The sequence below is a fragment of the Brevundimonas sp. KH_058 genome (genome assembly GCF_057838505.1).
This window is the reverse complement of the sequence record NZ_CM174469.1, coordinates 127,481-148,080: the sequence shown is the minus strand read 5'-3', so window position 1 is coordinate 148,080 and position 20,600 is coordinate 127,481. Positions and strand designations below refer to the sequence as shown.

18 protein-coding genes are annotated in these 20,600 nt (G+C 63.0%); 5 read left to right on the top strand and 13 right to left on the bottom strand.

The genetic code is table 11. The features are described 5' to 3' along the window. Positions 1–72 precede the first annotated feature (72 nt). A complete protein-coding gene (locus AC3ISA_RS00730) occupies positions 73–1,326 on the top strand; it encodes a tyrosine-type recombinase/integrase (protein ID WP_489178895.1) in 1,254 nt (417 codons plus the stop codon). Here the strand turns inward: AC3ISA_RS00730 and AC3ISA_RS00725 are convergent. The 8 genes from AC3ISA_RS00725 to AC3ISA_RS00690 form a co-directional block, all read right to left on the bottom strand. Further along, a complete protein-coding gene (locus tag AC3ISA_RS00725; protein WP_489178894.1) occupies positions 1,280–1,576 on the bottom strand; it encodes a helix-turn-helix transcriptional regulator in 297 nt (98 codons plus the stop codon). The two genes, AC3ISA_RS00730 and AC3ISA_RS00725, sit on opposite strands and share 47 nt — an antisense overlap. 125 nt (positions 1,577–1,701) lie before the next feature. Next, positions 1,702–2,468 (bottom strand): IS5 family transposase gene (locus AC3ISA_RS00720; protein WP_489180069.1). Its coding sequence is split into 2 segments (ribosomal slippage): positions 1,702–2,117 and positions 2,117–2,468, totalling 768 coding nucleotides; the frame shifts between segments, so codons are not numbered across the junction. A gap of 217 nt (positions 2,469–2,685) precedes the next feature. Further along, positions 2,686–3,954, bottom strand: coding sequence for a dipeptidase (locus tag AC3ISA_RS00715; RefSeq protein ID WP_489178893.1), 1,269 nt, complete (start codon positions 3,952–3,954; stop codon positions 2,686–2,688). Positions 3,955–4,038: 84 nt separating this feature from the next. Beyond that, positions 4,039–5,307, bottom strand: a complete 1,269-nt coding sequence (locus AC3ISA_RS00710) for a hypothetical protein (protein ID WP_489178892.1) — start codon at positions 5,305–5,307, stop codon at positions 4,039–4,041. Between the two features lie 182 nt (positions 5,308–5,489). After that, positions 5,490–6,554: a sensor histidine kinase gene (locus AC3ISA_RS00705; RefSeq protein WP_489178891.1), complete on the bottom strand. Its 1,065-nt coding sequence runs from the start codon at positions 6,552–6,554 to the stop codon at positions 5,490–5,492. A gap of 196 nt (positions 6,555–6,750) precedes the next feature. Next, a complete protein-coding gene (locus AC3ISA_RS00700) occupies positions 6,751–7,143 on the bottom strand; it encodes a response regulator (RefSeq protein ID WP_489178890.1) in 393 nt (130 codons plus the stop codon). A gap of 315 nt (positions 7,144–7,458) precedes the next feature. Next, positions 7,459–8,721, bottom strand: a complete 1,263-nt coding sequence (locus tag AC3ISA_RS00695) for a type II toxin-antitoxin system HipA family toxin (protein ID WP_489178889.1) — start codon at positions 8,719–8,721, stop codon at positions 7,459–7,461. After that, positions 8,721–8,987 (bottom strand): XRE family transcriptional regulator, encoded by a 267-nt coding sequence (locus AC3ISA_RS00690; RefSeq protein WP_489178888.1) that lies wholly within the window; start codon positions 8,985–8,987, stop codon positions 8,721–8,723. Before AC3ISA_RS00690 ends, AC3ISA_RS00695 begins: the two co-directional genes overlap by 1 nt. Before the next feature lie 325 nt (positions 8,988–9,312). On the opposite strand from AC3ISA_RS00690, the gene AC3ISA_RS00685 reads away from it, so the two are divergent. From AC3ISA_RS00685 to AC3ISA_RS00675, 3 genes are all read left to right on the top strand, one after another. Then, positions 9,313–9,723 (top strand): hypothetical protein, encoded by a 411-nt coding sequence (locus AC3ISA_RS00685; protein WP_489178887.1) that lies wholly within the window; start codon positions 9,313–9,315, stop codon positions 9,721–9,723. Between the two features lie 150 nt (positions 9,724–9,873). After that, positions 9,874–11,265, top strand: a complete 1,392-nt coding sequence (locus tag AC3ISA_RS00680; protein ID WP_489178886.1) for a recombinase family protein — start codon at positions 9,874–9,876, stop codon at positions 11,263–11,265. Next, a complete protein-coding gene (locus tag AC3ISA_RS00675; protein WP_489178885.1) occupies positions 11,256–12,686 on the top strand; it encodes a recombinase family protein in 1,431 nt (476 codons plus the stop codon). The genes AC3ISA_RS00680 and AC3ISA_RS00675 overlap by 10 nt, the downstream gene beginning before the upstream one ends. A 630-nt stretch (positions 12,687–13,316) precedes the next feature. Here AC3ISA_RS00675 and AC3ISA_RS00670 read toward each other — a convergent pair. From AC3ISA_RS00670 to AC3ISA_RS00650, 5 genes are all read right to left on the bottom strand, one after another. Further along, positions 13,317–14,651: a carbohydrate porin gene (locus AC3ISA_RS00670; RefSeq protein WP_489178884.1), complete on the bottom strand. Its 1,335-nt coding sequence runs from the start codon at positions 14,649–14,651 to the stop codon at positions 13,317–13,319. A 120-nt stretch (positions 14,652–14,771) separates the two neighbouring features. Beyond that, the gene (locus tag AC3ISA_RS00665; protein WP_489178883.1) at positions 14,772–15,944 is read right to left on the bottom strand and encodes a sugar diacid recognition domain-containing protein; all 1,173 of its coding nucleotides are present in this window, start codon (positions 15,942–15,944) and stop codon (positions 14,772–14,774) included. Then, on the bottom strand, positions 15,931–17,388 hold the full coding sequence (gene pyk, locus AC3ISA_RS00660) for a pyruvate kinase (protein ID WP_489178882.1): 1,458 nt from the start codon (positions 17,386–17,388) through the stop codon (positions 15,931–15,933). The genes AC3ISA_RS00665 and pyk overlap by 14 nt, the downstream gene beginning before the upstream one ends. An 11-nt stretch (positions 17,389–17,399) precedes the next feature. Continuing rightward, complete coding sequence (locus AC3ISA_RS00655) at positions 17,400–18,635, bottom strand: glycerate kinase (protein ID WP_489178881.1); 1,236 nt, start codon at positions 18,633–18,635, stop codon at positions 17,400–17,402. A gap of 49 nt (positions 18,636–18,684) precedes the next feature. Further along, a complete protein-coding gene (locus AC3ISA_RS00650; protein ID WP_489178880.1) occupies positions 18,685–19,995 on the bottom strand; it encodes an MFS transporter in 1,311 nt (436 codons plus the stop codon). Between the two features lie 72 nt (positions 19,996–20,067). Here AC3ISA_RS00650 and AC3ISA_RS00645 point away from each other — a divergent pair, with 72 nt between their 5' ends. Further along, positions 20,068–20,406, top strand: a complete 339-nt coding sequence (locus tag AC3ISA_RS00645) for a hypothetical protein (RefSeq protein ID WP_489178879.1) — start codon at positions 20,068–20,070, stop codon at positions 20,404–20,406. The last annotated feature ends 194 nt before the right edge of the window (positions 20,407–20,600 follow it).

Here is a 20,600-nt window from a genome sequence, read left to right as displayed (position 1 = left end):
ATGGATTTGGTTGAAGAAAAAGCTGCCGAAAAACCCCGAAAGCGCCTGACGGTCTTTTGGAGCAAAAATGGCATGCTAACCGACACTGAACTGCGAAATACGCGAGGAAAATCAAAACAGTACAAAAAGACCGACAGGGACGGTTTGTACGTGCTCGTAACACCGTCAGGAGGCATCGCCTTCAAGTACGACTACCGCTTCAACGGGCGGCGCGAGACGGTCACCTTCGGCACCTACGGACCGGCGGGTCTGTCACTCGCCAAGGCGCGCGAGAAGCTGATCGACGCCAAGCGCCAGATCGCTGAGGGCGTGTCGCCGGCGCTGGACAAGCAGCGCGTGAAGCGTCGGCTCAAAGAGGCCCAGAGCTTCGAACAGGTGGCTAACCGTTGGATGGATCACGCCACGATGGCGGACAGCACCCGTCAGATGCGCAGGTCCATTTTCGTTCGGGAGGTGTTGCCGCAATGGCGGAACCGGCTCCTGAACGAAATCACGCCGAATGACCTGCGCGCTCACTGTCTGTCGATCGTCGAGCGCGGTGCGCCGGCGACGGCCATTCACGTCCGGGACATCGTCAAACAGATCTACGGCTACGCGATCCTGCATGGCGAGAAGATCGCCAATCCCGCCGATGACGTCGGGCCGTCTTCGATCGCTACTTTCCGACCCCGCGACCGCGCTCTGTCGCCGTCGGAGGTCCGCATCATGCTTGGCCTCTTGGGGGACGTGGCCACGCTGCCGACGATCCGCCTTGGCCTGAAGTTCATCCTGCTCAGCATGGTTCGCAAGAGCGAGCTCCAGGACGGCGTCTGGGACGAGGTCGATTTCGAGAATGCGGTCTGGTCGATCCCCAAGGAGCGGATGAAGCGGTCGCGACCGCACAACGTCTACCTCTCGACCCAGATGCTGGACATCCTGATCGCGCTAAAGACCTGCGCGGGAAACTCCCACTACATCCTGCCGTCCCGCTATGACGCCGACGCGCCGATGTCTCGCGCCACCTTCAACCGCGTGACCACGGCGATCGCCGAGCGAGCCGAGAAGAACGGATTGCCATTGGAGCCCTTCACCGTCCACGACCTGCGTCGCACGGGTTCGACCCTTCTTCATGAGATGGGCTTCAACTCCGACTGGATCGAGAAATGTCTCGCCCACGAGGAGCGGTCTTCTCGCGGCGTTTACAACAAGGCAGAATTCGAGAACCAACGGCGACACATGGCCCAACAGTGGTCGGACGCCGTCGACGCTTGGGAAGCGGGGAGGCCGTTCACGCCGGTCCTCACGGTTCCAGAAACGAGCGGGCCTCGCTTCGATCCAAGGATTTGACGGGGCGGCTGATGCGTTTGCGAACATCCGGCGGCGCGGCCCGTGCGATCGGCTTTGCCCTGCGCAGGGCCAGCCAGGCCTCCACTTCTCCGAGGTCCCAGACAACGCAGCGAGGCGTCAACAGGAACCGCCTGGGGAACTGACCCCGCTGTTCCATCTCCCAGATCGTGCTGTCAGCCAGCGGTATGATCTGGCGTAGCTGGTTCTTCTTGATCGTGCGCTTCAGCAGCGGTTCGTTCGCCTGGGCCATCGGAAAAACTCCCTTGGATACGACTCAAGGGAATCCGAAAGCTGGCGACGACGAAATCCGCATCCTTGCCTAGGGAGCTTCGCAACCGTGAGCCTACGGATTGAGGAACTAGGACGAATCGACATTCACCGCATCCAGAGCATGGAGGCGGCGATGTGGACGAAGGAGAGGTAGTGACGCGCCAGCCTGTCGAACCGTGTGGCGAAGCGTCGGAAGTGCTTGAGCTTGTTAAAGCAGCGCTCGACGCGGTTCCGTAGTTTGTAGATCAGGGGATCGTGCGGGATCGGGGTCTTGCGCGAGCGGGTGGAGGGGATGACCGCCTCGGCTCCGATGCTGGCCAGATAGGCGCGCAGGCTGTTGGCGTCGTAGGCCCGGTCGGCGAGGACGGCGGCGGGTCGATACCCCTCCAGAAGCGCCGGGACGGCGAGAATGTCGTGGCTCTGCCCCGGCGCGATCAGGAAGCGGACCGGCCGTCCCAGCGTGTCGCAGGCCATATGGATCTTGGTCGTCAGTCCACCTCGGGAACGCCCCACAGCCGGATCGAGGCCCCCTTTTTTGAGCCGCTGCCCCGGCCGGTCGTCGCCTGCTGGTGAGCCCGCACCAGGGTCGAGTCGAGCATCAGATACTGGTTGTCCCGATCTTCGACGAGATCGGCGAAGACCTTCTCCCACACCCCGGCCGCTGCCCATCGGCTGAAGCGCTTGTGCGCCGTCTTCCACTTGCCATAGCGCTCGGGCAGGTTCTGCCAGTGCGCGCCAGACCTCAAGACCCACAGCACACCGTTCACGAACAGTCGGTTGTCCGCCCCGGTCCGGCCGGGATCCGAAGTCTTGCCCGGCAACAACGGCGCTATCCGATCCCACTGCGCATCGTCGAGTTCGTAACGCTTCACACCCATCAAAGACCTCCGCCAACACGGAGACCTATGAATCACGCATCAGGACGCTCGGGAATCACTGAATGTCGATTGGGCCTAGCGACCTGTGTAGATATGCAGGCGGGCCAGCACACGCTCAACGCGGAGCGAATAGGGAGCGCTGGCACTGCGACCAGAAGCGGACGCCCTTGTTGTCCGAAAAGGGTGGTTAGCGGACGCCAGCGTAACCAGACTAAGCGTTGCTAGTGGCATCGCTAAAGATTCTTACGAAATTTCCGCCCACGATCTTGTCGATGTCCGAAGCGACGTAGCCTCTTCGGTCCAGAGCCTGGGCCAGCACCGTCATCCGATCCGGGCCATCCATGTCTGCGCAGGTTACGTGGCCGTGGAGGGGCTCGGCTCCGGGCCGCCCCAAATTCCTGGCCTGATATTCTGCCAACCGGGCGATCTTGCTGGCTTGAGGGCTGTCGTCTCCCATTGCCGGTTGATCGCTGCCGAAGCCTGCAACTTCAACGCCGCCGATCTTCACCACGTGATCGATGTGATCCACGACATCTTCGACCGAGGAGGTATCGCGGTCCGTGAGCCAGCGGCTCATCATGAAGACGCCGAAGAAGCCTCCTTTGTCCGCAAGAGCCCGGATCGCTTCGTCGGTCTTATTGCGCAGACTGGAGTTCAGAGCGCGGCAACCCGCATGGGTGATGGCGATCGGTCCGTTGGATAGGCCAATAGCCTCGATGGTCGTTCGGTCGCTGCAGTGGGATAGGTCGATCAGCCCACCCAGACGACCCATCTCCTCCACGACCCGGGCGCCGAGCGATGACAAGCCGCCGTCGTGAAGCTCTATGAAACCGTCGCCCGCAGCGGTTCTCTCGTTGTGGGTCAACTGGAGAATTCTAAGCCCGGAAGCATGCATCGTCCTCAAATTTTCGAGGTTTTGATCGGAATAGGAGATCACCGATGGCCCCAGGACCGATGCGTCTTGGCAGGCAATCACGACGCCCAATTTGTTGTCCGCACGAGCCTTTTGAAAGTCTTGGCCATTGCGAATTAGGTGTAGAGCCGTGCCCGCCTCGCCCACGCGAGCAGTCCACGCCGCCAGAGCTTCCGTGGCTTGGGGCAGCGCGCGGGGAAAAATTGTTAGATCCAGAACGAGAGCATCCATCTTGGCGGCCAGAACTTCAGGACCATCAACCGATCCTGCTCCTCCAATCGCCAACGCATCCACGACATACCGTCCTGAGGGCGAGGTCTGAGCAATCGCGGTACCGAAGCTGGCCATCGCCGCGCCTCCGACAAGAGAGCCCATCATTTCACGTCGGTTAATGCGAGAAGCCCTCCAAAGTCGAAGCTTTGAGATGGTTGTCCAGGGAACACGAGTTAAATTGCTGTAACGCGGACAGTTGAGAACGCCCTTGGTTGGATGGCCGCCAAACCCTCTGAATCGCCACAAGCGCAGGCCGCGGTTTGCGAACTTGGCAGCCTGCCGGAGCCCAGACATTCGGCTGAGTGTCCTGAACTGGACGTTCCAAAGTTCTGCAAGGGGGGCTTTGCGACGCTGCCCCGTGCTCAAACCGGACACCCGCTAGGGGGTGTCATGAACCCCCAGCACTGTGGAGGCAGACAGTTCCGGCGCCACAACGGCAAGGTCATAGCCGCGGATGAGCTCGCGCCACTCGGGCGTCAAGGCTTCCAGATCGGCGCTGCGCAAGCGGCGCAAATCCACCAGGAACCAGTCGCCCGGCGCCATGTCCGACGGCCGCGCCAGCGACACATCCTTGCGCCAGTCGCTGTCCTCGCCCGTGGTCGCATCGAAGTCGTGCACGTTCACCTGGCGACCGACGCCGTTGTATCCGGCCTCCACGCCTCTCGCGCCGACGACGATCATGTTGAGGGACTTCACGCCCTCGCCATCGGCATGTTCTGCGACGAAATTGCCCACGTCGCGCTGGCCGAGGGGATTGTAGCCCTTGTAGAGATGCCAAGCGCCGAACTTCATCAGCACACGCGCCTGCGGCGCCTCGGCGAAATGGGCCGTCAGCGTCCGCTTCATCGGCCTTGCCCGGCGCCCGTTCGGATCGCCACGGCCAGACTGCGAGGCCTGATAGATGGCGCGGGTTTCGCGCAAGGCGGCGAACAGCGCCCTGGCCCGGTCGCCGCCGTCTTGGTCGATGGCGGTCCCCGCCTGATCCAGCGTCGCATCGGTGACCTTGTTCAGGAACAGGTCCCCGGGCGAACCGGAAGCGAGTGCGGCCTGCATCGCCGTCCTTTCCTGCTTGGCCAAAGCCTCGATCTGCGCCCGGGCGAGCGGCCCTGGACCGGCCGCGCGCATCTGTTCGAACAGATAGCCGCTCGCGCCGAAGAACTCCTGATCCAGCCCCCACAGCTCGAAGTCCGGCCCGGCGGCGGCGGCACAGTCCGCAGCCGTCTGACCTTCGTCGCGGCCGTTGAGGAAGGCCATGGCGTCGGGATGGGCGCGCATGAAGTCTGAAATCTGCTGTTCCCGGTCCGGCGCTCTCAGCCGTGCGTTGACCGCACCGGCCGCCTCCGGCCCGATCTCGACGGCCATGGCCGTCAGGCCGCCGGGCGCCATCAATCGACAGACGTTCGTGGTGAAGGCGGGGATCTCGCGCGACAGGTGGCTCTCGCCGAGAAGGACATATCGGCTGGCGTCTATAGCTGTCGACAGGATCGCGGCTCCTGGACCAGAGAACCCCTCCGGCTGGACGCTCAGCGGCGACCCTGCCTGCGCCAGTCGCTCAGCAAACGTGGGCGACGCACCGGTCTGGCCGTGGGCGGAAGCCGCGGACAGGCTGGCAAGCGTCAAGGCCACCGCAATCGGTTTCAGTTTCATATCAATCATCCCGCAATCTGGAGCGTCCTCGCGTTGATCTCTGAAGGCCACAAGTTAAATCACCGTCAGATTCCGCGATGGGTCGCTTTGAGACCTTGCCATCTGGCCTAAAGCAGACCTTGCAGGCCCTGTCCGGTAGCCGACGTATCCAACTTCGGCCACGGGTGGGACGCACTCGAAACTCACACCGCGCGCAACTCGGGTTCTGTCTCTTTTGCCAAGCCAGACGGTTTGCGATGAACCACCGACACCCCAGTGCCGGGGTTGAGTTCGGTTACGGTGATCGTTGCCGAGAGTTGTGAAGCCAAGGCCTGAACAATCGCGGTGCCGAGGCCAGCTTTCGCCTCTTCTGTGGACGCCGGCATCCCCACGCCGTCATCGCAGACAGACAGAGCCCAACCTGCGTGTTCGGAGTGATAGTCCACACTGACCACTCCGGCGCGACCTGGCGGGAAAGCGTGCTTGAGGGCGTTGATGACGAGCTCGGTGACGATAAGGCCCAGGCTGACTGAGACCTCACCAGTCGTGGCGCTTCCATCGCCTTCGACTTTGATCGACACTAGGCTGTGATCTTCGATCATGGATGCGCCGATGCTCTGACAAAGCTGAGTCAGATAAGGTTTCAACATCACATCGCTAAGGCTTGAGGCCGCCAGCTGAAGTTGAACCGCCGCCACAGACATGACCCGCTGGTGTGCGTCACGCAGGTGAACGCGGCTTTCCTCGGAACTGACTTTCTTTGCGTTCTGAAGCAGCACGCTCGCGATGATCTGCAGGCTGTTGGCAACCCGGTGCTGGATCTCCTGAAGCAGGATGTCCTTATCGCGGATCAGGTCGTTCTTCAGTTTCTCCGCAGCCTTGGCTTCCGTCGCGTCGACGACGGTCAGCATGACGCGGATCGACGGACCCTCGGTGAAATTCAGCCGCTCGGCCGTGAGGATCAGGCTTCGTCGCCCATGTGGCCCGTTCCAGTCCAGATCATAGGCGTCGACCACGGCTTCACCGGACCCAACGGCGGATAACAGCGAGCGCAGCCTGGGCAAGTCCCACTCGCCGGTCCCGAGTGAGAACAGGGATCGTCCTCGAACCGCACCAGAGGCGTAACAGAACGACCGCAAGAAGGAGTCGCTTGCGGCGATGACCTGCGAATCGCCATCCAGCAGCAGCAAGGGTGCCTGCGACGCATTGATCACGGCGAGCGCCAGCGATGCGCCCACATCAGGAGGAAGTATCGGAGCGTGAGCCATGGCGGCCCTTCCCGGCTGGACAGACTCTCAAAGCGAAAGCCTGACTGCAGCCATTCGGAAACGTCGCCGAAGTCTGGAGTCTAGCAGGTCCCAAACGGTATAGATACGCCTCACCTCGGGCGACGGCCCGGCTCACCCTATCTTATGCCAGCGACGATGAGCGCCGCAGGGCGTGTTCACAGGTTGTCGTTACCTATCAGGCATTGCTGGCATCGCTGTTATCGGAGTTCATCAGCGTGGTAACCGCCGCCAGGACTTGTGCGCCGACGAACGGCTTCTGAACCAAGACGCTCTTTGGCACGCCGAACGCCGTCCAGTCCGACGCGCTGTCCCCAGTCATGTAGACGACCGGCAACAGGGGTAACTGCGTCCTCGCCTCGACGGCGACGGCCCATCCGTTCGGGCCTGCGCCAAGCTGTATGTCCGTTACGATTGCCGACAGCCTTGCCCCGAGTTCAGCGATTTGATCGGCGGCCTCGGCGGCATTCATAACCGACCGGATCTCGAACCCTGCGTCCTCGAAAGTCACCTCGACCATGGCGGCGATCAGGGGCTCATCATCAACGATGAGAACGATTGGCCTATCCATGTCTGCGACGTCCTGGTGTGGGACCGTAAGCCCTGGCCTAAGAGTCAGTTGCGTACGAAAGCCGACATAGGCTCGCTTTGCCTTGTTGTCGTGACAATTCGGCCGTTCGGCGCCGAGGCTGACTCAATGTACGATCGCTTTGGGTCGGCGACCGTCTTAGCCGTCGGCCGAAAAGCGGACTTCGAACGCGTGCTGAATGTCTTGTTTGCGCCCAAGGGCGCCGTTGCCGCCATCGGGCTGCGCGGATCGATTTTGTTTGCGGGCTTGGGATTCCCGAATCTTCGTCGGCTAGAGGTTGGCAGGGAATGACCTTTTCTAGATCGTGATGCTCATCGTGTGGTCGTCATGCTCGAACGCCGAAGCCATCCGGTCGATTTCGCGGTTGGCAATACCGATCCGCGCGGCTTCCGCCCGCCACGACGCCGTGGCTCTCCCGACCTCGCGAACGATCTCCTCTGCGGAGGTTTTGGACAGCCCGAACTGACTGGCTACGCTCAGGGCGAGGTGGAGGTCCATTGTGGTGTCGTGTTCATCTATGGCTGTCTGGGTGATCCGAGGTTGATCGGCCGTCGAAGTCGGATTGACGTCGAAGATCGGCGCGAGCCGCCAGCCGCCCCCGACGACGTCATAGAGGAAGCCGTGATTTCTCAGGTGATCGTCCGTGTTGGAAATCAGGATCGAGAACACGATCCGCCGCCAGAGTTCTGCGCAGTCCGCCTTGGGCGAAGCGCCGTCCTGGCGCAAAGCGTCGGCTAGTTCCAGATAGCTGCGGGTCTCGTTGTCCACCGCGTCGATCAAGCTCATGCCGGAGAGGTAAGGGGTTCTAAGGCCTCCCTGTCGATCGAAACGCCGCAGGATGAGCGCAGAGCGATCCCCTACGGTTTCAAGGCGGAATGTGGCCGTGGTGATCCCCGATTTACGCGCCAGGGTGAGCGCCAGAGCTTCCCACTCATTGACGGGCGTCCTCTCGTCCCTTTTGGGAAATTTGGCGATGGAAAGCGCGCCATCGGCGTCCAGCACCGAAGCCTTTGGACGGGCACCGCCAAGCGAGGCGCCCGGAGCCAGAACAAGCTTGAGATCATCGTCGGATCCCCCGTCGGCCTCTACGTTCATTGCAGCATTCAGCAGAGCGCCGAGTTGAACCAATGGCGGAACCTGGCGATCATTTCCGGTAGCCAGAAAGGGCGCGTCCTCGTCTTCGCTGTCCTTGAATCGCAACGCGCCCTGACGCGCGACATCACCCACCCCGAGAAGGAAATCAGCTTCGGCCAGGCTTCTGCCCTGCCGGTTCTCCTCGCGCGCCTTTCGGCCTTCCTCTCGTTTGATAAGGAGGCGACCCCACCGATCAGGCGCTGAGTCCCCGAATGCGCCGAAGAGGTCTCGCCCCTGGGCGGTATGGAATGCGCCTCGCCCGAGCGGGAGATTGGGTTGGATCGCATAGCGATCGGGTGACGCCAGCCAAGCAGGGTCATATTCGAAGGTTGCAGAGTTTCGCCCTCGGGCGAACCGCGTCCACAGATGCCCCACTCGTTGCGAGCGGCCTCCTGCCTCAGCATGCACATACAGGCGCTGATCCATCAGTCCGCTTCAGGTTCAGTCGGCTTCGTTGAAGCCTTGGCGCTCACGCGACTGCCGGGCAAGCGAACGCGTTGGGGAAGGCGATCTTCGTCAAGCGAGAGACCGACATCGTCTGAGCGGACGTCCGCCAGGTCGGCGAGACGGGACGCCATGCCCAGAAGCGACATCACAGTGGCGTAGACGCCCAGAGAAACGGCGGGCTCGCCCTTTTCGACCTTACCGAGGGTCGTTCGCGAAATGAAGGCGCGTTCCGCCATGAGCATCATGGGGATACGGCGCCGGATGCGGGCGCTTCGAATGTCCGCTCCCAATTTGGCGAGCGCTCGTCGGGCCGGCAGGGGGAGGGGAGGTGTTGTTCTCATGTCCAAACCTTATGGCCATTTTACTAATCAATATCTGGTCTAAAGTCCAGATTATTGTTCATTGGTCGGATGTCCGGCTGGGAATGCGGAGCCTGTCCGCAGGCGGCGTGGGAATCTAGGCTCCGCAATCTGAGGGGAAAGCGTCCAACTCAACGTCTCTACCGTGGACGCGATAGTTGCTGTCGCCTTGAAGGTTCAGGCGAGGCGTCTGTGGTCCGGGAGCGCTGATATGAAAAGATGTGGATCTATCTCGACGTCTAATGATGACCAAGTTCGCGCAACACTGCAGTTCGACCTTGCAATGGCGGATACGGGCGCCAGCTTTGCCCAATTCGCCTACAGTTTAAAATCTGCGGACCAAGTCCGAGAGCGGACCGCGGCGCTGGCAGAGGCGATGCAGCTTTATCGTGATGCGTTCGGCCACTACCCACATGAAGCATCGTGGATGATTGCCGTAGATGAGGCGCTGTCCATCGGGTCCGCTGCAACCTCTCGCCTGCCCGTCGTGGAGGGCTTCCTTCGAGCGATCGTGAGGCATCTCACAGAGCAGGGCGTAACGGGCGGACAGTCTGATATCGAAAGCGCGCTGGAATACATTGCTAGCCGCCGCGCCGCCGCGTCCCTCTCGGTGTTGAACTGACCCCGCTTTCTAGACCGAGGTGTGACCGACCGTCCGCTTGTTTGGAATCCGATCGGAGTGCGGCACGAAATAATGACCGACGTGAGGGGTTCGGGGCTACTCGGGCGTCTCCTTACGCGGCATCGGGCTGGGTAAGGATTGTAACGCGCCTTGGACACGACAATACGAAGAGAAACCTCACATTCTTGCGGCGACGACTGGCTTGTGGAACAGATCAAGCCCGAACCGCGTGGATCGGGTGAAACACCGCCGGACATGCGCGCAGCGCGCTATCTGCGGGTATCGACTTCGGGTCAGCGCCATTCAATGGATAATCAGGCCGCCCTCATACAGGCTCACGCGGCCGAACACGGCTACGAGATTGTCGCCACCTATATCGACTCCGGTCGCAGTGGTCTGACACTGGCAAGGCGCGAAGGCTTGAAGGGTCTTCTCTCCGACATCACCACAGGCCGTGCGCCGTTCAGCACCGTCCTGGTGCTCGACGTGAGCCGGTGGGGCCGCTTTCAGGATTTGGATGCAGCTGGACACTATGAGTTCCTCTGCAAGTTGAACCAAGTTTCCATTCGCTATTGCAGAGACCTTTTCGAAGGTCCCACCGGCATTTTGGCCAAACAGGTCAAACGAGTCATGGCCGCCGAATATTCTCGTGAACTTTCCGAGAAAGTCAGGCTCGGAAAGCGGCTCGGCGTCCGGGCGGGGAGAACGGTGGGTCGCTCGCCAGGTTATGGATTCAGCCGCCAACTGGTCCACCGCGACGGGAGCGCGGGTCGGGTGCTCGCACGCCATGAGACCCGATCGCATCCTGACCAACATGCCCGTTTCGTCCCAACCGGGTCCGAGGAGATCAACGTCCTCCGCCGGATTTTTCGTCTATTTGTTTGTCACCGACGGACACCCAGCGACATCGCGCGCACTCTCAATACCTCAGGCAAACCGTGGAGCGATGGCACACCTTGGACACGTCGGAGGGTTTTCCGGGTGCTTCGGTGCGATCTCGTCACCGGGCGCCAGATGTTTGGCAAGACCGAAACCCGACTCGGCGTTCGCTACGAAATTTTGGATCGCGAATCCTGGGGCAGCGTCATGGTCTTCCCCGCCATTGTGTCTCAAAGGCTTTTTGAAGCGGCCCAGCGTAGACTTTGCGAGCTCTCTGGCGCCCGGGGACGAACAAACACTGAGTTGATCACAGATATTGGAAATCTGTTTGAGATGTATGGCCGCCTGTCCGCCGCACTGATCGATGGCGCACGGGGTATGGCGTGCGCGCGGGCCTATGAAGCGCGTTTTGGAACACTCGCAGAGGCATATCGGCAGGTCGGATTTGTGCGTCCTAGGCTGGCCCGTGGGACCGATGAGAACGGTGATCCGCTTTCCAGAGAAGGCATCCTCGACGGCTTACGTCGTCTGCACTCAGAGCAAGGGGTGATCAATGTCACCCGGTTGCAGTCGGATCGACGCCTTCCGTCCATCCACGTCCTGCGCGTAACGTTCGGCTCAATCGGCGCGGCCTATGCAGCGGCGGGCGTGTCATGTCGTTGAGCCTCTCAGACATCTTTCCGGTCAGGGATGAACCCGGGAAGCAGGTCCCGGACGAGACTTTTACAGACCTCCGAGCAGCGTGTTATCTCAGGGTGTCCACGGACCATCAGCGTTATTCGCTGGAGAACCAGCGCGTCGTGGTTGATCGATATGCGTCCCGGCATGGCTACGAGATCGTCCGATCTTATGATGACGAAGGCCGCAGCGGTGTCACGGCGCGGGGCCGCGACGGACTAAAGGCCCTTCTTGCTGATGTTCTTTCAGGAAACGCGCCCTTCGCTTCAATCCTTGTGATGGATGTCAGTCGCTGGGGACGGTTCCAGGATCCTGACGAAGCCGCCCACTACGAATTTCTGTGTCGGGAGGCTGGTCTTTCGATCCACTACTGCTCCGAACCTTTCGCCAACGACACCATGGGATCGGTGCTCAAGCAGCTCAAGCGCGTCATGGCGGGCGAGTATAGTCGGGATCTTTCGATCAAAGTGAGGTCTGGCCGGCTCAGCAAGGCTGAAAGAGGTCGCGCCTTGGGTGGGTTGCCGATTTACGGTTTCCGACGCCGTATCATCAATGCTGACGGGAGCGACGGGCCGGTTCTGGCCGATGGTGAGAGAAAGGGGCGTTTCGACCAGGAGGTGCGCTATGTCTGGGGCCCTCCTGAAGAAGGCCAGGTTCTGAATCGCATCTTTGACCTCTTCGTCCACAACGGTGTCGGTCAGACCGAAATCTCTCGCCGTCTCTGCGCTGACGGGGTTGTTTGGCGAGACGGCACGCCCTGGAACGGCGACCGCGTTCAGAAAATCCTCAGGCGGGAGCTGATGGTCGGGCTGCAGGCCTACGGCAAGACGAATGTCGTGCTCGGAGAAACGGAGTACGTCAACGACCGCTCTCGGTGGCGGTACAGGCGCGTGCTACCGCCGCTCATCGACATCGACACCTTCGTCGCAGCACAGGTCAGGTTGGGCGCGCTTGTTCGAGGGCAAGGTGCAACGGATGACGAGCTCATTAGGGGACTGAAGCGGCTTGTCGAACGGGGGGTCGCTCTTTCCATTCGTGAGATAGATGCTGCGGCGGACACTCCCTGCGCGGCAGTTTACAGGGATCGTTTTGGCTCGATGCGCGAGGCCTATCAGACGGTCGGCTATTCTTATCATCCTCATCGGCGCGCTCTGAATTCGGACGGAACCCCGTTTGACCGCGACCAGATCATCGCTGCCCTACGCACCCTGCGGGCTCGGAATGGAAGGGTTTCTATCCGGTTGATTAAAGCTGACCCGGCCATGCCGCCGCCGTCCCACATTCGGGCGATCTTCGGCTCTATGCCGGCTGCCTATTCCGCAGCAGCGCTTCCTTGGGGCAGGGGGGCGCAGGTCATTCCTCAAGGCGCTCATGACGAAGCCAAGGGAAAAGCCATACCAGTATAGGACCTTGCCAAGGAGTGGAGGAATCTGCCTTTCTGAGAAAATCTCTGTGGTCACTTTGCTGCCGTCGCCGACGGGGAGACCCGACGTCGCCATGGACCGAATGTCCGGATCGGTCAGGATATCCGACGATCAGCCGCAGCCTCGACCTCGGCCGGAGGCGGCTTCCGCTTGGCCGGTGGGAACTGCGTGATACCGGCGGGTAGGGCGCTCCGCCACTCGGTGCCGGTTAGCCTGATCACCGCTTGGGCCGCCACGGTGATCGACGATGGTCTCGGCACCGTGAACAGACTGCTGACCGATACCGAAGGTCCGTTCGCCTTCGGTAACGTCCCTGGTCTGGCCGACCTCTCCCTCGTGTCCCGAGCTCGGCAACGCCCGTCAGTTTAACGTCGAACTGCGCTGGCCGCGTCTGCTGGCGATCGAGGCCGCCTGTATCGAGCTGACGGCCTTCAGAACCGCCATCCCCGATGCCCAGTTCGACGGCGAATGACCTCGCCGAGCCCTTGCAAAGTTCAACTCAACTCTGTCATTCAAGATTGAAAGCATCTTGTGAAAATACTTTTTGCGGGAACCAAAAGGGGCGGCGACAGGTCGACGACCAAACGGGAAGATGCCACCGCGCGGCGCCCATCAAAGTGCCAGGCTGAGTTTCAGTCCGCCTACGAAGATATCATCCCGATCCGATCGGCCTCCCGGATTATGAATGAACTGAAGTCCTGGACGCAGTGTGATCGCAGGCGTCAGGCGATAGCCGTAGTTGAGCTCGGCGGAATACTGGATGTCTTGAGCGGCGTCGGCCCGCAGTCCCGCATCGCGCTGGGCCTGCTGAAGGTCGGTGACCCGGGGATTCATGAAGACGGCGCCCACGCCAAAGGTCAGGTCATCCCTGGCCCGGCCCGCGAACAGACCCGTCCGACTGAAGATCACGGCCGCCTTGCCGCCGAGACGATTGGTCCGAAGGTCCACGAGGGCCAAGTTGGCAGCGACAGACAGTTCGTGCGATCCGTCCGCGCGCGGCGCGACCAGCTGCTGAAGCATGTTGGCGTGGATGCCCGAGTGGTGGTTCTCACGCGCGAAGGGCAGGCCGGTCACGGCTTGACGGCCGCCCCCGGCATCCGTGACGACGTTGTCGGAATCGCTGGTGTCGTACCAGCCGCCGATCTTGTAGGTCCCAGGCAGATCTCCGGACGAGCCCAAGGTGGGCGTCCATTGAAGCTCACCGGCGTAGATGACCCCCGTCGCGCCGGCCGTACCCAGATAGAAGCCGTGGTCCTCGCGCAGATTGACGGGGTTGGACTCCATGATCTCGAGATTGGCGTGGAGCCGAGGCGTGATCCTCTGGCGCAGTCGGACGCCCCAGGCGCTGACGGGGATGTTGTAGAGATAGCCGCTGACGACCTGGCTGGAGGCGGCGCCGCACAGGGTGAAGTTCGAGACATTGCCGCAAGGACTGGCTCCGAAATCCTCCCCGTGTGTCAGGCGGCCGAGCTTCACCTGTGTCGCGCCTCCGTTGACGGTCTGTTCGTACCAGAACTGGCTGAGCCGCCATATTTCGCCGCGCCCGTACAGGGTCTGGACGGCCTGCAGGAGATCGAGCCCCGCGTCGTTGGTCAGGCTGTTCCCGTGCCTCTGGGTAAGGGTGATCTGGAGCTTGCCGCCGGGACCGCCCCAGGCCTTTTCGGTGTCGATGGTGGCCCCCAGCCAGAGCTGACCGGCGGCGCGGGTCTCGTTACGGACGCCGCCGTTGAAATTGTGAACCGATTCCAGCAGTTCGGTTCCGGTGAAGATGACGCCGTGGTCCGCAAGCTGAGTACGCCACCCACCCCAGTCGACGGTCAGCTGTGACCTGCGCCAGATGTCCGACGTCCCGCTCACGGCGGTGTGTGGGGTCTGTGCAATGGCGGATGTCGCAAGGGCAGCCGTCATCAGTCCGCCCAGAAGGGCGATTGCGGGAGTGCGTCGCATCTTGAGTTCCTGTTTCCTGAGCGTTCGCCCGACGCCCCTGCCGAGCGTTCTGGTTTCGGCGCGAGCGGGCCTTTCGCGCATTGGGAGGGAGGCGTTGCGCGTCACAGCTGTTCAGAATGCTTAGGGGGGTGTCTGGACGCGATCCTTCACGCTCTGAATCTGCAGCGCGAGATACAGGCGCATGCAGTCCTCGGTCTGGCCGAAATCCACGGAGCAGAGCGCTTCAATCCGCTTGAGGCGATATTCGAGGGTGTTGCGGTGAATCCCGAGCGCCTCTGCAGTGGGGGTCAGGCGCATGCCGTTGGCGTACCAGGCCGCCAGGGTCTCGCGCAGTTGCCCCTTGCGGTCCTGCAGGGCCAGATCTTCCAGGGGATGCGCCAGTTCCTCGGCCTGCCAGCCCTGGTTCAGTCCGTCGAGAAGCACCGGGAGGACCATGTCCTCGAACACGTACAGCGAACCCTGCGGATCGCGGATCTTGCCGGCTTTCATGGTCGAACGAGCCACTTCGAACGATCGGGCGAGGCCGGTCGCGTCAGGGAAAAAGCGGCCGAGCGCAAGGCGAACGGGGAGCGGACTGCTCTCACGCATCCGGGCCAGCAGGGCCTCCGCACGGCGACGGTGCCCGGGCAGGTCCCATTCCCCCTTGCGGTTCAGCGCGGGCTTCAGGACGACCAGTTCATTCAGCGAGACGGTGGCGATCAGATTGTCGCGTTCGGGCGTCGACAACAGGACATGCAGCCGTTGGATTTCCTCGAGCACGGCGTCGGTCGACAAGGCGCTGCCGTCGACCTCGATGACCGCCGCCACCCTGGGAAGCCGGACGTCGACCCCCAACTGGTCGGCCCAGCTGATCAGCGCGGGAGAGAGCGTCTCCTCGCGGACCAGGGTAAGGGCCAGTTCCTCCTTCTGGCGCGCATCGCGGGCGAGACGGCGCAGTAGGTGAGCCTGTTCCAGCATGGATTCGGCCGCCAGACGGACCAGTTCGGCGTATCGGCGGATCGCCTCCGGTTCACCGCTGAGCCCGACGCAGCCGACGACGCAGCCTTCGGCGCGCAGGACGAGATTGACCCCGGGCCTGACGCCGCCGAGCTTTTCGGCAAGGGCGTCATCGATCTCGACGGATGCGCCTTTGTACAGGACGAGCAGGGCGCCGGAGTGGACCTGACCGATACGGTCGCGATCACCGCTGGCGATGATGACGCCTTGGGCGTCCATCACATTGACGTTGCCGCCCACGATCTCCATCGCCCGATCGACGATGGACTGGGCCAGGGTACGATCAAGCTGCAGCACGCTCGTGATCCCTGCGCGAGGTTTGGACCGGTTCGATCACCGCGATCCGCATGACGTTGGTGGACCCGGACCGGCCCCAGGGCGTGCCGGCGGTGATGACGAGGTGGTCGCCCGGCTGGGAGACGCCTTCGCTGACGGCATAGGTCGAGGCGGTGCTGACCAGGTCGAGTTCGCTGCACATCCGCTCCATCCAGACCGGATGGACCCCGTAGGCCAGAACCAGACGACGGGCAGTCGCCAGGACATCGGTCAGGGACAGGATTGGAACGGTCGGTCGTTCGCGCGCGGCGCGCAGGGTCGTGGCGCCCGAGGTGGTGAAGGTGACTATGGCCGAGGCTCCGGTGGCTTCCGCAGCCTGACGCGCTGCGGTCGTGATGGCGTCGGAGGCGTTGCGGGCTGGCGGTGCGGCATGGGCCCCGACCAGCGCGCCGTAGAGCTGGTCGTGTTCCACCCGGCGCGCAATCCGGTCCATCATCGAGACCGCCTCGACGGGATAGTCGCCCGCCGCCGTTTCGGCCGAGAGCATGACGGCGTCGGCGCCGTCGAACACAGCCGTGGCGACATCGGAGGTCTCGGCCCGCGTCGGAGAGGGCGACGAGATCATCGATTCCAGCATCTGGGTGGCGACCACCACGGGTTTTCCGGCCAAACGGCTCTGACGAACGATGCGCTTCTGGATCGCCGGAACGTCCTCTGGCGGCACCTCGACGCCGAGATCGCCACGCGCCACCATGACGGCGTCAGACAATGCGATGATCCGGTCGAGGTGATCCAGCGCCTGCGGCTTCTCCAGTTTGGAGAGGATGGCGGCGCGTTCGCCGATCAGGATGCGCGCCTCCTCGACGTCCTCGGGACGCTGAACGAAGCTGAGCGCCACCCAGTCCACGCCGGCGTCGAGAGCGAAGGTCAAATCCGCCCGGTCCTTGGCAGTCAGTGGCGACAGCGGAAGCACCACGCCCGGCACATTCACACCCTTTCGATCCGAGAGGCGGGTGCCGCTGACCACGACTGTGTCGGCCGAGGCGGCGTCGCAGGCGGTCACGCGCAGCCGCACCTTGCCGTCGTCGAGCAGCAGCTCGGCGCCGGGCTCCAGGGCTGCGAAAATCTCGGGATGGGGCATGCCCACGCGGGTCGTGTCGCCGGGGGTCAGGTCAAGATCGAGACGGAAGGCCTGTCCCGCCTTCAGCGTCACCGGTCCGTCCGCGAAGGTCGCCAGCCGAAGCTTGGGGCCCTGCAGATCGGCCAGGATGGCGATCGGGCTACGGCTTTCGTGCTCAAGGCGACGCAGGATGGCGATGCGGTCGGCGTGGTCCGCGTGGTTCCCGTGGCTGAAGTTCAGGCGGAACACGTCGGCTCCGGCGTCGAAGATCGCGCGGATCGTTTCGAGGTCGGAGGTCGCCGGTCCCAAGGTGGCCACGATCCGGGTCTGGCGGAGGCGACGCATCGGTGCGTTCTTCATTGGACAGCCTCGGAAACAGGAATGGACGGCTGTGCGGCCGAGAGAGGGGGAGATGAGCCGTGCAGCGAGGCGCCGCCGGCGATATCGTGCGCGCGAGCCAGGTCGAAACCCATCTTGAGCGCCGATGCGATGTTGCGCGCCGCGCCACGCAGGTTCACGGCCGCCTCGTCGAGCGCTTCCTGAACCGAACAGGCGCGCGTCAGGACGCTGAAGACGGCGCCTACCCCGTGGTCGCGCAAGGCGTCTGCGCCCTGTCCGAGGCAGCCCGCAATGCCGATCACCGGCACGCCGTGCGCCCTCGCGATCCGCGCCACGCCGACGGGCGTCTTGCCGCGCGCGCTCTGGCTGTCCATCCGGCCTTCGCCGGTGATGACGAGGTCGGCCCCGGCGATGACGGCGTCCAGGCCGACGGCCTCGGTAACGATATCGACGCCGGGCCGCAGACGTCCGCCAAGCACGAGAAGGGCCGCGCCCAGCCCACCGGCGGAGCCGGCACCCGGACGATCGGCGAGCGACAGGCCGAGGTCGCGGCTGAGCACTTCGGCATAATGGCGCAGGTTCTGATCCAGCCGCTCGACCATGTCCGCATCGGCGCCCTTCTGCGGGCCGAAGATCGCCGAGGCGCCGTCAGGTCCGACCAGAGGATTATCGACATCGCAGGCCACGTCGATCCGGCAAGTCCGGAGACGGTCATCGAGATCGGCGAGGTCGATATGGGCGAGCGTGTCGAGCGCGCCGCCCCCGAAGGGCAGTTCCACGCCCTGTCCGTTCGACAGCCGGCCGCCGAGGGCCTGGATCATGCCGACGCCGCCGTCATTGGTGGCGCTGCCGCCGAGGCCGATGATTAGATGATCCACGCCTTCGTCGAGGGCCGCCAGGATCAGTTCGCCGACACCGTAGCTGGTGGTGATCCACGGATCGCGCTGTTCCGGCGGGACCAGCATCAGCCCGGCCGCCGCCGCCGTCTCGATCACTGCGGTCCGGCCATCGCCGGTCACACCGAAGAAGGCGTCGGTCGCGGCGCCCAAGGGGCCGGTTACTTGGCGGCGCACGATACGGCCACCGGTGGCGGCGACCAGCGCTTCGACCGTGCCCTCTCCGCCGTCCGCGACGGGCACACCGACGATGACGGCGTCCGGGAAGACCGCCTCGAATCCAAGGCGGATGCAGTCGGCGGCCTCGGCGGCGGAGAGGCTTTCCTTGAAGGAGTCGGGGGCGATGACGATCTTCATCGAGCTATCCAGTGCGTATCTGTGTCGAGCCGGTGCTGCAGGGGGCGGATCACCGGCCCTGTCCGGCGATCCGCGAACGCATCACCAGGATCAGGCCGACGAACATCACCGCCGCCAGACTGTAGAGGGCGAGGTTTGTGCTGTGGGTCGCGTCCTTGATCCAGCCGATGAAATAAGGACTGGCGAAGCCAGCGAACTGTCCCATCGAGTTGATCAGGGCGACGCTGACCGCCGCCGCGCCCGCACCCATCACGCCGGAGGACAGGGGCCAGAACAGGGCTAGGCCTGTCATCGCCCCCATGGTGGCGAAGGTCAGACCCGCCATGACGATCACCGGATTGCCGGAGAAGGCGGCGGCGACCAGAAGGCCGGCCAGACCGATCGCCAGGGAGGCGACGACGTGCCAACGGCGCTCCTGCCGGGCGTCAGAGGATCGGCCCATGGCGATCATGAAGACGGCGGCGGCCGTGTAGGGGATGGCGCTCAGCCACCCGATCACGCCGGGATCGGCAAAGCCGCTGGCCTTGATCAGGGACGGCATCCAGAAGTTGACCGCATAAACGCCGGCCTGGATGCAGAAATAGATGCCGCCGAGGCCCCAGATGATGGGGTTGCGGATGACCTGGCTGAAGGCGCCGACGACCTTGCCGGGCGCGCGGGCTTCGTCGGCTTCCAGATCGGCGCTGAGGGTGGCCCTTTCCTCGGCGTCGAGCCAGGGCGCGCTGTGCAGGCTGTCCTTGAGGACGAAGAAAGCCACTGCGCCCAGAACGACGGTGGGCAATCCCTGCAGCAGGAACAGCCACTGCCAGGCCGCAAGGCCGCCTTGCGCCGCCGAGAAGTGGCTCAGGATCCAGCCCGAGAACGGTCCGCCAAGTGCGCCGGAGATCGGGATGGCGGCCATGAACAGGGTCATCACCCGGCCGCGTCGGGCAGATGGAAACCACTGCGTCAGATAAAGGACGACGCCGGGGAAGAAGCCGGCTTCGGCGGCCCCGGTCAGCAGGCGCAGGGCATAGAAGCCTTCCGGCGTGCGGACGAACATCAGGGCCGTCGACAGCAGGCCCCACAGGATCATGATCGTCGCGATCCAGCGTCGCGCGCCGAACCGTTTGAGCATCATGTTGCTGGGCACGCCGCAGGCGATATAGCCGAGGAAGAAGATGCCGGCGCCCAGGCCGTACACGGCTTCACTCATGCCCAGATCATCGAGCATCTGAAGCTTTGCGAATCCGACGTTCACCCGGTCGAGGTAGTTGAACAGATAGCAGACGAATATGAACGGGATGAGCCGCAGCATGTTCTTGCGATACACGGCGCTCAGGCGTGCATCCCCCGCGCTTCCCACTGTCAGCGAAACCATCGGCGTCTTTTCCCTAGGACGTTGCTTATATCTTTTGGCCTCCCGTATCAGCTGGTGGCCACTCGACCGTAGATGGACGACGACGATCCTGCATTGGGCATTCACACAAGTTTGATGTTTGTTTTTTACGGGTTAGTTAGGCATATCGCTGATTTTCGGGCGCGTCGACACGCCCTGCGACTCACTCCGCTGTGCACGCGGCTTGAGCCTGATGGGGCCGGCCAGCGAAGAGGAGCCTCGCGGCAGGCCGAGGCCGATGCGCCTGAACCTGAGACGGAAGGGGTGAACCACACCCGGCTGAGCCTGTCGGGCACACTTGAGCGCCTGCACCGCGACGGCCCACTGAATGTTGCGTGTTCGATCAAACTAGAGGCCGCTTCTAGCGCTTTGACGACGTTGGATGGTGAGTGAGATGACGGGATCGTCTCAATGAGATTGCCAACGTGTCGGTATGGATTCGTCGGTGTTTTGAGCGGCGTTGAGATCGGGATGGTTGAGCCTTGCGGATCGAGCGTCGTGGTGCCTCTGCCGATAGCGTGGTCTGTGAGGCCACGGCGGGGTGCTCCGACGATTTCTAGGCCGTGGAGGCTCTCGGTATTCTCGGC